9 protein-coding genes are annotated in these 12,196 nt (G+C 66.8%); 3 read left to right on the top strand and 6 right to left on the bottom strand.

Annotation, left to right across the window (positions count from 1 at the left end; translation table 11 throughout):
- Positions 1-28: 28 nt before the first annotated feature.
- Entirely contained in the window at positions 29-613 is a 585-nt protein-coding gene (locus N0B15_RS09645; protein ID WP_263019490.1) for a YdcF family protein, read from the bottom strand.
- A gap of 324 nt (positions 614-937) precedes the next feature.
- Between N0B15_RS09645 and N0B15_RS09640 the strand changes: the two genes are divergently transcribed.
- Entirely contained in the window at positions 938-2,938 is a 2,001-nt protein-coding gene (locus N0B15_RS09640; protein WP_263019638.1) for a cation:proton antiporter, read from the top strand.
- Position 2,939: 1 nt separating this feature from the next.
- Here the strand turns inward: N0B15_RS09640 and N0B15_RS09635 are convergent, their stop codons facing one another.
- Positions 2,940-3,407: a universal stress protein gene (locus N0B15_RS09635; RefSeq protein ID WP_263019489.1), complete on the bottom strand. Its 468-nt coding sequence runs from the start codon at positions 3,405-3,407 to the stop codon at positions 2,940-2,942.
- Between the two features lie 151 nt (positions 3,408-3,558).
- Between N0B15_RS09635 and N0B15_RS09630 the strand changes: the two genes are divergently transcribed.
- Together N0B15_RS09630 and N0B15_RS09625 are read left to right on the top strand one after the other, a co-directional pair.
- A complete protein-coding gene (locus N0B15_RS09630; protein WP_263019488.1) occupies positions 3,559-5,826 on the top strand; it encodes a beta-glucosidase in 2,268 nt (755 codons plus the stop codon).
- Positions 5,827-5,903: 77 nt separating this feature from the next.
- Complete coding sequence (locus tag N0B15_RS09625; RefSeq protein ID WP_263019487.1) at positions 5,904-6,287, top strand: universal stress protein; 384 nt, start codon at positions 5,904-5,906, stop codon at positions 6,285-6,287.
- 15 nt (positions 6,288-6,302) lie between these two features.
- On the opposite strand, the gene N0B15_RS09620 is transcribed toward N0B15_RS09625, so the two are convergent.
- The 4 genes from N0B15_RS09620 to N0B15_RS09605 all read right to left on the bottom strand — a co-directional run.
- Positions 6,303-7,619, bottom strand: coding sequence for a cobyrinic acid a,c-diamide synthase (locus N0B15_RS09620; protein ID WP_263019486.1), 1,317 nt, complete (start codon positions 7,617-7,619; stop codon positions 6,303-6,305).
- Positions 7,616-8,431, bottom strand: a complete 816-nt coding sequence (locus tag N0B15_RS09615; protein WP_263019485.1) for a cobalt-precorrin-7 (C(5))-methyltransferase — start codon at positions 8,429-8,431, stop codon at positions 7,616-7,618. The genes N0B15_RS09620 and N0B15_RS09615 overlap by 4 nt, the downstream gene beginning before the upstream one ends.
- A 119-nt stretch (positions 8,432-8,550) precedes the next feature.
- Complete coding sequence (locus N0B15_RS09610) at positions 8,551-10,590, bottom strand: hypothetical protein (RefSeq protein WP_263019484.1); 2,040 nt, start codon at positions 10,588-10,590, stop codon at positions 8,551-8,553.
- A gap of 765 nt (positions 10,591-11,355) precedes the next feature.
- On the bottom strand, positions 11,356-12,196 hold an 841-nt coding region (locus tag N0B15_RS09605; RefSeq protein WP_263019483.1), incomplete at its 5' end, for an ion transporter.

The raw sequence follows: 12,196 nt of genomic DNA, 5'->3' as shown, positions 1-12,196 counted from the left end.
GGTACGCGGACTCTCCGACCGACCGCGCTCACGCCGTCTTCGAACCGTCGCTCGCCACGTCGGCCAGGACCGTCCCGTCGTACAGCTCGTGGCGCTCGAGCAGCCGTCGTCCGACCGTCTCGAGGTCGCCGGGGGCGACTCCCTCGAAGAACTCCCGGCTCGCTGCGAGTCGGCGCTCTTCTGCTGGCTGGCGCTCGGCCATCGCCGTCTCGACGACGGCGCTCGCGTCGACCTCGTAAGCGTCGCCGAAACAGCGCTCGAAGACGACCGCCGCACGCGCTGCGTGGTAGTCGGCGGTGACGACGACCACGCGGTCGCCGGGCTCTGAGAGACCGTCGACGACTCGCCTCGAGAAGTAGCCGTTGCCGATGGTGTCGAGCGCGCGCCCCTCGAGTCGGATCCGATCCCGGTCGATCCCCCGCTCGAGCGCGTAGGCAGCCATCACGTCACACTCCCGGCTCGAGACGCCGGGACTCGCCGCCCCACCCGTGAAGACGAGCGGGCCTCGCTCCGGACGCTCCTCGAGCACCGACAGTCCCCGCTCGACGCGTCGCTCGAGGTGTGGGTGAATCGTCTCCCCGACCAGGCGGTGTCCGAGGACGACGACGACCATGCGCCCACACCTGCTGGACCGCGTATATGTGTTTCGTCCGGTCCTGGTCGTACCGTGCGTGTGACTCCGGTGGCTATTTGCTTCCGTCCGGTGATACAACCAGTAGACGCGAACAGGGCCGGACCCAGCGTCGAACTGCAGACACCGTCGCCGATTCCGATGATTTCGCTACGACCGCTAGACGCGAGCACCAACGCCGCGCTCGAGACGCTCGACCCGCTCGAGGTACTCGTGTTCGGTGTCGGTGGCCACGGCCCACCGCTCGCGACCCGTCCCTCGCTCACGCCGCCGTTCGACGACCCGGTGCTGATCTTCGGACTCGCGATGGTTGTCTTCCTCGTCGCCCCGCTCGTCTTACAGCGCTACCGGCTGCCGGGCATCGTCGGCATCATCCTCGTCGGGGCGGCGGTCGGTCCGAACGGTCTCGGCCTGCTCGAGCGTGGCGAGACCATCCAGCTACTCGGCGAGGTCGGCCTGATCTACCTGCTGTTCATCGCCGGGCTCGAGATCAATCTCAACCAGTTCGTCGAGTACCGGAACCGGAGCATCGTCTTCGGTCTCCTCACGTTTCTCATCCCGCAAGCGGTCGGGACGGCCGTCGGCGTGGCCGTCCTCGGGCTGACGTTCCCGGCGGCACTGCTGTTCGCCTCCATCTTCGCCTCCCACACCCTGCTGGCCTACCCGGTGGTGAGCCGTCTCGGCATCGCGAAGAACGAGGCGATGACGACGACCATCGGCGGCACGATCCTCACGGATACGCTCGCACTGCTCGTCCTCGCGGTCGTCATCGCCTCGACGGAGGGCGACTTAGACGGCGCGTTCTGGTTCCAGCTGAGTCTCGGTCTCGCCGTCTTCTTCGTCGGCGTCTGGCTCGTCGTCCCACGTCTGGGCCGGTGGTTCTTCCGCGTTCACAGCGAGGAGAGCTACTTCGAGTTCCTGTTCGTGATGGCCATCCTCTTCATCGCCGCCTTCGCCGCCGAGATGGCCGGCGTCGAACACATCATCGGTGCGTTCCTCGCCGGTCTCGCACTCAACCGTCTGATCCCCGAGAGCGGCCCGCTGATGAACCGCATCCAGTTCGTCGGCAACGCGCTGTTCATCCCCTTTTTCCTGCTCTCGGTCGGCATGCTCGTCGACGTCTGGGTGCTCGCCGACGGCACCGAGACGCTCGTCGTCGCGCTCACACTGATCGTCCTCGTGATCGTGACCAAACTCGCCGCCGCCTGGGTCACCGGCTGGCTCTACGACTACTCGAGCGACGAGGTGCTCGGCATGTTCGGTCTCTCGGTCGGCCAGGCTGCCGCCGCGCTCGCCATCGTCCTCATCGCCTTCGAATCGTCCCTCCCCGGCTTCGCCGGCAACCAGCACATGATCAACGGCGTCGTCCTGATGATCCTCGTCGTCAGCCTCCTCAGTCCTGCCGTCGTCGAACGCGCTGGTAGTGCGATCGTTCGCGCCCGTGCCCACGAGACCTACGACCCGAGCGACTCCCCCCAGCGTATCCTGGTTCCGACCTCACGCGAGTCACGCTACCGCGAGTCGCTGCTCGACCTCGCGCTCGCGGTCCGCGACGAGCGCTCGAGCGAGCCGATTCACGCCCTCTCAGTCGTCAGACCGAGAGGCGGCATCCAGACCGAGGCCGACGTCGCCGACGCCGAGGCGCTGCTCGAGGAGATGGAAACCTACGCCGCGGGCGCGGAGGTCCCCATCGTCGGTCACACCCGCGTCAACCACAACGTCGCCTCGGGAATCGTCCGCTCGAGCGTCGAGAACCGCATCTCGACCATCGTCATCGGCTGGGACGGCGCGCGCTCGCGCGCCCAGCACGTCTTCGGCCACACCATCGACCAGGTACTCAACCGCACCTCGCAGCTGACGCTCGTCGGGCGCGTCCGCGAACCGATCAACACGACGACGCGGATCGTTCTCATACTCCCGCCGGGGATCGAGCACAATCCGGGAATCTACGAGACCGTCCACACCGTCAAACACCTCTCCGAGCAGACCGGTGCGTCCATCCACGGCGTCGTCGTGGGTGGCGACCCGGAGGCGTTCGACCGCTCGTTCGACCTGGTCGAACCCGAAGTACCGAGTTCGTTCGAGTCGGTCCCCGACTGGGACGCGCTCCGTTCGAAGCTGCGACGCACGGTACGGACGGGCGACTTCGTCGTCTGTACGAGCGCCCGCCGGGACGACCCCGGCTGGCACCCCGAGCTACAGAGACTGCCGAAGCACGTCTCGAGGCTGACCGCGGGGAACTTCGTGATCGTCTACCCCGCAGGCGAGGAACGCGTCGACGACCGGCGCTTCCTCCGTCTCTCCTGAGTCAGTTCGTCTCGAACCCACCACCCTCGGCGTGGCGAACCAGGTAGACGTCGTAGTGCTGGTCGCTCGAGAGCGGGCCGCCGACGCTCGAGAGCGGCGTCGTCACGGAGCCTGCGTTCTCGGTGCCGACGACGATCACGCTCGCGTCGACGTCGCTCGCGGCCTGTCGGATCGTCCGGACGACGTTCGTCGTCGCCGTCGCCGTCGGCTCGTCGGAGTCGACCACCTGCGAGTAAAACTCCGCCTCGGGGGCGATGGCGTCGACGCGCTCGCGCATTCCCGCGTCGATGGCTTCCGTGTCGAACGGCTCACCTCTCGTGATCCAGCCGCGTTCGCGGGCGTACTCGTCGTCGTCGGGGATGACGGTGATCGCGACGAGCGCAGCGTCGGTCAGCGAGGCGAACGAACGGGCCTTCTCGAGGGCGGCACTCGAAAGCGGCGAGCCGTCGAACGGCACGAGGACTGTCATGTAGAGTCCTGCGACGACCTGCACTGTAAAGGTTCGGCGATCCGTCCGCCGGAGCATCGACCGAGAGCGCAAGAGTCCTTACCGGGGGCGTCGACCGTCCAGACGATTACGCACCCGCGTCGCCGTTCGAACGCGGGTGGCGACTCCACCGATGACTCCCACATCCACACCCGACGATACCGACGATACTGACGTCGCCGACGACTCGCACGACGAGGGCTCGACTCCCGCCCGCATCGAGACGCTGCTCGAGGAACTCACGCTCGAGGAGAAACTCTCGCTCGTCCGCGGGGCGTACGACCCGGCCGGAAACGCGACCGGCTACGTGCCGCCGGTCGAGCGCCTCGACATTCCCTCGCTCTCGCTGGTCGACGGTCCGATGGGGATTCGGGCCGTGCCGTCGACGGCGTTTCCGGCGTCGATCTCGCTCGCGGCGAGCTGGGACACCGACCTCGCAGCCGAGTTCGGCGAGACCATCGCCGCCGAAGCGCGCGCGGCCGACCAGGACGCGCTGCTCGCGCCGGGGTTCAACATCGTCCGCGTACCCCAGTGTGGACGCGCCTTCGAGTACTACAGCGAGGACCCATACCTGACGAGTCGGCTGGCGGTCGCCGCCGTCGAGGGCATCCAGGCAGGCGGCGTCATGGCGACGGCGAAACACTACCTGGCGAACAACCAGGAGGCGGACCGCCACCACGTCAGCGCCGAAGTGAGCGAACGGGCGCTGCGCGAGATCTACCTCCCCGCGTTCGAGGCCGCCGTTCGCGAGACCGAGGTGAGTTCCGTGATGGCCTCCTACAACCGCATCAACGGCACCTACGCCACCGCCCACCGCTGGCTGCTCACCGAGGTCCTCCGCGAGGAGTGGGGCTTCGAGGGCTTCGTCGTCTCCGACTGGTGGGCGACCAACGAGTGTGCGGGTCCCGCCGAAGCCGGACTCGACCTCGACATGCCCGGCATGCCCCTCTACGAGTGGCAAGAACACGGCAGCGCCCTCTTCGACGCCATCGACGCCCTCCCGGACGCGCCGTGGATGCCGAAACGCGAACTCGCCGAGGTCGTCACCCGGCCGTGGCAGCCACCGAACCCGAACCCGAACGTCCTGAAAGACAGTTTCTTCGGCGAGCCACTCCGTGAGGCGATCGACGAGGGGCGACTCGAGGAGTCGCTGCTCGAGGAGAAGATCCGTCGGCTGCTCCGCGAGATGGCGCGCTTCGGCCTGTTCGACGGCGATCAGCCAGCGGGCGAACTCGACACGCCCGCCCACCACGACCTCGCCCGCCGAATCGCCGAGCGTGGGACGGTCCTCCTGCGAAACGAGAACGAGACGCTGCCGCTCGCGGGCGACGAACGAATCGCTCTCATCGGACCCCACGCCGACGAACCCAAAGTCGGCGGTGGCGGCAGTTCCGAGGTCGACCCGACGCGCGCGACCTCGCCGTTCGACGGTCTCAGCGACCGCCTCGACGCCGGGGGATCGATCACGCTCGCCCACGGTCTCCCGCCGGTCGGCGACGCCTCGATGCACGATTCGCTCCTCCCCGAGATTCCCACTCCCTGGGTCGAGGAGCCACGGATCGAAGAGGCGATGGCGGCCGCTCGAGACGCCGACGTCGCCGTGGTCGTCGTCCGCGACCTCGCGACCGAAGGCGACGACCGCGACCTCGCCCTGCCGGGCGCACAGGACGAACTGATCGCCGCCGTTTCCGCCGTCGCCGAGCGCACCGTCGTCGTGCTCAACACCGCGGGTGCCGTCGAGATGCCCTGGTTCGAGTCCGTCGACGCCGTCCTCGAGACCTGGTACCCCGGCCAGGAGGACGGCCACGCGCTCGCCTCGGTCCTCTTCGGCGACGCCGACCCGTCGGGACGGCTGCCGGTGACGGTGGGCGCTCGCGCCGCGGACTACCCTGCCTCGAGCGAGGCACAGTACCCGGGCATCGGCGGGCGCGCCGAGTACTCTGAGGGCGTCTTCGTCGGCTACCGCCACTTCGACGAGGCGGAGATCGAACCGCTGTTCCCCTTCGGCCACGGTCTCAGCTACACCGAGTTCGCCTACCGCGACCTCTCGGTCTCACTCGAGGAGACGGGCGACTCGAGCGACGGCGACGAACCCACTGCGCTCGCCACCGTCGAGGTGACCGTCGAGAACGTCGGCGAGCGCCCCGGCCGGGAGGTCGTCCAGGTCTACCTGCGCGACGTCGAGTCGAGCGTCCCCCGGCCGCCGAAGGAACTCGCCGCGTTCGAGGCGCTCTCGCTCGAGGCTGGCGAGTCGCGAACCCTCTCGCTGTCGCTCACGGAACGGGCCTTCGCCTTCTTCGACGAAGACGATGGTGAGTGGGTCGTCGAAGATGGCGCGTTCGAGGTCCTCGTGGGGCGTTCCTCCCGAGACGTTCGCGAGCGAGCGTCGCTCGAGTACTGAGACCACTTCCGTCGCGCCGACCGCACGGACGGGCGACCACCGCACCTTCTTTCTCACCGCACACCCTCCACTCGAGCGTGCACTACCTCGCCCCCACGGACTCCGTCCACACCACGGCAGCGCTCTGTGACTACCTCGACGGCCGGCTGACGAGCGACGACACCGTCACCGTGGTCGCCGTCGCCGACGATCCCGACCCCGACGCACGCCGGGACTGCCAGGACGCGCTCAACGTCGCCCCGGTGCGCCTCGCCGGCGTCGACACGCTCGAGACGGCCGTACTCGAGGGTGACCCAGCCGACGCGGTTCTCGACGCCGCCGCAGAACGCGAGGCAGACGAACTCGTCATCTGTGTGCGAAGCGGCCACCCGGACGCGACGGCCGAGGTTGGCTCGACGGCGAGCGCCATCCTCGCTCGCACACCGATCCCCGTCGTCGTCGCGCCGCTGCCCGACCTGTAGGGCGACTCACACCGGTCACGCGAGCCACTCGAGGAACCGGTCGAACGCGCCGCTCTCGGCGTGGACGTGCGCGTAGGTCGCGAGCGAGTCGTACTCGCAGAGACCGTCGTGTCCGCCGTCGATACCCTCACCGCGGACTGTCTCGAAGGCGAAGCGCGCGTCCGCCCCGGCGGTGAGCGTCGCCGTCGAGTAGTGGAACTCGTGGCCGCGCAGACGGCTCCCGGCGGTGGCGGTCGGCCCGTCGCTGCGCGCCTCGAGTTCGACGTGGTTCAGTGCCTGGTAGCGCTCGCACATCTCGACCGTTGCGGGGAGAATCCCAGCCATCGCGTGGGTCTCGCCGTCGGCGGTCGTCAGCGATTCGGCCATCGCCATCAGGCCGCCACACTCGCCGAGCACCGGGAGTCCCTCGCTCGCGCGTCGCTCGAGTTCGTCGAGCGTTCCGCTCGCAGCCAGCGTCTCGGCGTGTAGCTCCGGGTAGCCGCCGGGGAGGTAGACGCCGCCACAGTCGGGGACGGGGTCGCCCGCGAGCGGCGAGAACGTCTCGAGTCTGCCCCCGTCGCGCAGTCGCTCGAGCGTGGCCGGATAGACGAAACAGAAGGCGGCGTCGCTCGCGACGGCGACCCGGGGTGTCGCCGGAGTCGCCCGCGAGACACTCGGCTCCGCAGGTGGGGCGGGTGGCGCGCTGGCAACCGCGGCGAGACGCTCGGCGTCGAGGTGTTCGCTCGCCGCTGCGAGCGCCTCACTCGAGAGCGGTGCCTCCTCGCCGAGGTGGAGACCGAGGTGTCGAGACGGAATCTCGAGGTCGGGAAGCGGCGGGATGCGCCCGAAGTAGGTCAGCTCGTCGGGGAGCGCGTCTCGAATACCTGCCTCGTGACGCCCGCCGTGGGCCCGCTGGGCGACGATGCCTGCCACCTCGACGTCGCGGCCGATCCGACTCGCGTACTCCCGGAAGCCGAGCGCCGTCGCGGCGACGCTCTCCATGCCCGCGCTCGCGTCGACCACCAGCACGACCGGCACCGAGAGCGCGTCGGCGACCATCGCCGTACTCGACCCGTCGCCGTCGTACAGCCCCATCACGCCCTCGACGACGCAGATGTCGCCCTCACCGCGGTAGTAGTTCCGCCGGACGCCCGCCTCGCCACACAGCCAGCAGTCGAGCGTTCTCGAGGGACGGCCGGTGACGGCTTCGTGGTGGCTGGGGTCGATGAAGTCCGGTCCGGCCTTCGCTGGCTGGACCGTATAGCCCGCCTCGCCGAGTGCGTGCGCGATTGCGAGCGTCGCCACCGTCTTGCCGACGCCGGAGCTGACGCCGCCGAGGACGAACCCCTTCATCGCTCGCCCCCGGATCTGGGTTCGTCACTCGCTTCCGTCGTCCGAACTGCGAGCACCGACAGATCCGAGAACGGCGTGTCCTCTCGGCTCGTCCCTTCGCGCTCGAGTCCGGCGAGTTCCTCCAGCGAGAAGCGGTGAACCGCCTCGTCTTCGTGCGTCAGGCGCTCGAGGACGAGCGCCTCGAGATCCGGATCGGTCCCGCGCTCACGGAGGAAGGCTGCGATCGATTCGGGCATCCAGTCGAACGGCCGCGGCAGGACGAGCAGGTGGCGCTCACCGGCGTCACGGGCCAGGCGCTCGAGGTCGCCGTCGATCGGACCGCGTTTGTGGAGCGTGACGAACGTCGTCTCCTCCATCGGGGTCCGGGCGCGACTCGCCGCGACCTGCAGCGAGGAGATGCCGGGGACGATTCGAACCGGCCGCCCGACGCCCGCCGCCGCCAGCGCCGCCTCGACCTTTCCGACGAACTGGTAGCCGGAGTGGTTCGGGTCGCCCATCGCGACGGCGACGCCGTGTTCGCCCGCCTCGACCCGCTCTGCGAAGCGCTCGAGCGTCTCGGTCTCGTCGCGGTAGCCACAGGTGAGGACGGCCGTCTCCGACTCGAGCACCGGTTCGACGAGCGAGACGACGGTCTCGAAACCGACGACGACGTCTGCCTCACGGAGGTGACGTTCGCCGCGCGGCGTGAGAAACTCGATGTTGCCGGGTCCCACTCCGACGAGCGTGACCGCCTCGCCCTCGAACTCGGGTTCCGGGCGTGCGCTCGCGAAGCGTGCCGGGTCGTCGACGCCGGTGTCCCCTCGCTCGCTCACGACGCGTGCCCCTCCGTCCGCGTGAGACCGTCCGTCTGCACTCGCCCGCAGTGAAAGTCTACTTGTTCGTTCACAATGGCGGTTGGTCTACGCGCACGCAAAAAGCTATCCGTCGTCGCTCACTGGAGGCGCTCTCGCGCCCGACGGGCCGACTCCCGGACGAACGACGGTGTCGCCTCGCGCCCCCCGTGGTAGGTCTCCCCGTTCAACCGCACCACGAAGTGGTCGTCTTCGAGGTACTCGACGACGGTCTCGGTCGAACACTCGAGTGGCTGGTCGGCGGTCACGCCGGTCAGCTGAAACGCCCCGTCGACGTTCTCGTCGAACACTTTCGAGGTGCTGCCGAGGCGGTGGATGTCGGTCAACTGCGACCTGACGGTCAGGCGGTGACTGTCGGGACCGACCGAGTCGACTTCCATCCAGACCGGGTTGATGCCGCCATCGCACCGGACGGCGACCTGCGTGGCGTCGCCGACGAAGCGCAGCGGTGTCGCCGCCGACAGGTCGGCCAACTCGACGCTGTCGACGAGCGAGCGCCCGCTCGAGACGTACCCGCCGAGAAACGCCGCGTGCTCGACTGGAACCTGTCGCTCGGTCACGACGCAGGCGAGCGCGCCCCCGTCGACGACCGCACGCGCCACGTCGAGGTCCTCACCCGCCCGGAGGTGTACCATCGCCGCCCCGACGTCGTCGAGCGCCTCCAACTCGAGGACGCCGTCTCGACACACGATGCCGCGTGCGGTGGTCCCGAGATCACACCAGCACAATACTGTCTCCGCTCGCAACGCCGCTCGTAGCTCCGCCCGCGTCGGCGCCTCACAGCGGGTGATCTCGGGGTACTCTCGCGCCGTCAGCACCTGGCGCTCGAGCGTCTCAGTGAGTGTCGCTGTGCGTTCTCCAGTCTCCATCACGTAACTCACTCGCGCCTCGGTCTCCGGCGTCGCACAGCGCTCGAGACCGTTCGCGAACGAGGCGCGAGTGACGGTGTTCGCCCCTTCCGGCGGCGTTCCCGTGTAGGCGACGAACGCGGACGGCGACGCTCGCGGCGTCTCGACCTCACCGGCCTGTGTCGCCGCCGTGCTGACGCAGATCCGCGAGAGGCTGTTCAGCGCGTACGGCAGCACCGTGCAGTCGTCGGCTCCCGGCCGGACGACGACCGTCGACGGCCAGCGTGGCAGCGACGGTCTGAGTTCGTCGAACGGCACCTCGAGGTACTCGAGTAACTGTTCCGAGAGCGACCGCCCGTAGAGGTTCGGCGGGTAGAACGGCAGCCGGCTGGCGGTCGTTTCGTACTCGTGTCGCCGGTAGGTGTAGTAGCCGCCGACGCGCGTGAGTGAGTCGAGGACGAGACACCGCCCGAGCAGTCTGGCGACGCGCTCTTCGAGCGCTCGCCCCGTCCCCAGCGGTTCCGTATACCCGTTCTCCAGACGCAGTTCGGGCGCTTCGCCGTCGACGACGCTCGCCCCGAGGTAGAACGCCAGCGGGGCAATCCGGTAGAGGTCCGCGTACGTCGTCGGCACCGCGAGTTCGACGCCCGTCTCGGGTCGCTCGAGTTCGGCCGGAATCTCGAGACGCTCACCACGCTCGAGTAGTGGTGGGTGGCCGCGCAACGACGGCCAGGACCGCTCACACGAGAACTCCTTGATCGAGGAGGCGAGATACGGCAGCGCCTCGGCGAGCGCCGCTGGCTCGTCTGGAACCGTCATCGTCGTCCGGGGCCGGGTGTGAAACGACCGCCCACCGATCGTCACCTGCGCCTGTCCGTCGAACTCCACCTCGAGCGGCCGGCCCGGCGTCTCGTGGTGTGGATAGCGCGCACGGATCCCCGTGTCTACGATTCTGACGTATACCTTCAGCGGTCCCGTCACCTCGAGGAAGTACGTTCCCGGCGGGAACGACTGCTCGACCGTCGAGAACTCCGCGATGTGTGTCCCGGTCTCGTCGCGCAGGCACGTATCCGCGTGGCTCTCGATACGCAGCATGCTCGTCTGAATCGTCACCGCGTCGTCGACGGGAAAGACGAACAACTCCGTCAACGCCGACTGCACCTCCGAGTCGCCGGAGACGCCGATCTCGAGTCCCTGTCCCTCGAGTTCGTCGCTGACGCAGATCGATCCCGACTCGAGGTCGAACGAGACGAGTCCCCGTCCATCAGCCATGTCCGTCATTATATTACACGGGCGGAATCACAATATATAGGGCTGACGGATGCGATGTCTGCTGGCTACGACCAGTGGCATCACGTATTGACAAATCAGGTGCTCGAGAGTGGTGTCCACTCCTCCACCGGTGGTACGATGCTCTCGACGAGAGGACCAGTGGTCGATGCTCGCCTCGTCCCCTCCGTCTCGAATCGGTTCTGCATCCGCTCGAGGACCTCCCACAGTATCCGCACGGGATGGTCACCGGCCAACGTGAGGCGCTCGTCCGAGTACGCTTCGTCAGCGGCTTCACGCTCCTGGTAGTAGGCCCAGCCGTCGACGTAGGGATTCGGCTCGTGGTGCCACCCACAGTCGAATCCGGTGCGATCGCGATAGTAAATCGAGAACTCGGATGGGTCTCCGCCGTCTCACCGGCGTCCCATCGAATCGTGAGCCTGCCGTCATCCGCACCTGCCCCGAGGACGTGCGGATCGAGGCCAGCTCGCACGCACGTGAATTTCCCGGGCAGCTCCTCCCTGTGCGTGCTCGACTGACGGGTGCCGTTCGACCGTGTGGCGGAGCTCGAGCAAGATGGCGCGTCACGCTGGATCTGTTGTGGCTGCACACTCGAGGACCTCGATAGCGACGAACGGAGTGACCGACCTTAGATAGACAGCCAGACACGCCATCCCGACGCAGTATGGCGATTCACCACGCCTCTAGTTTCCTAATACAATTTTGAATTGTTATATCCGACGAGTAATTTCGAGATGCTTGTCTCCTCTATTGATCGATCATCTCTTTGAGGTTCTCTTCCAGGATTTTCTCATTACAGTGAGGGCACTTCACGGCTCGGTCTCGAGCAGCCTCGATGAAGCCAGAGGCGAGAATGGAGGCCGGAAGAGCGACAATGCCGATTCCGATGATCGCGATACAAATTCCGATTGCTTTTCCGAGTGTGGTTTCTGGTGTGACGTCTCCATATCCAACCGTCGTCAGCGTGATTGCTCCCCACCACAGAGTCGCAGGAATCGACGAGAACTCTTCTGGCTGAGCCCCTCGCTCGGCGAAGTACATAACACTCGAGGCGACTAACAGCAGGATAACTCCAATTATCGACGTAATTGACAACTCCTCAACCTTTAACCGGATCGCTGTGACGAATAATTGGAGTGACGTGGAATAACGAGTCAGTTTCAATAACCGGAGGAACCGAATTAACCGCAGCGTTCTGAGGAACCGGAGGTCAACGAAGAGTCCGACGAAAAATGGGAGAATCGCCAGAAGGTCAACGAGCATATATGGTCGTTTCGCGAATCGGAGTCTGCCGACCACCTTCCGTTGATACTGGGGGTGTTCAACTGCACTCCAGAGGCGACAGAGATACTCAATGGTGAACAGAGAGACGGATATTATTTCAACAATCAAAAATTCAAACCGGTATCGAACGTACAAACCATCTACAGTCTCGAACATCACTGCGAGAACACTCAACACTATCACACATATTATAAAATAGTGGCTCTGGTGAATCGCCAGACTGCGCCGACTTGATCCGTCAGAACTAGGGAGTTGAAGCGGGAAACGGCGGATGTCTATGTCCAAGATTTCCCGCTTCACTGGG

This window comes from Natronobiforma cellulositropha, from assembly GCF_025629245.1.
Lineage (GTDB): Archaea > Halobacteriota > Halobacteria > Halobacteriales > Natrialbaceae > Natronobiforma > Natronobiforma cellulositropha.
Note: the sequence above shows the minus strand (reverse complement) of the source record. Positions and strands in the feature narration are given on the sequence as shown.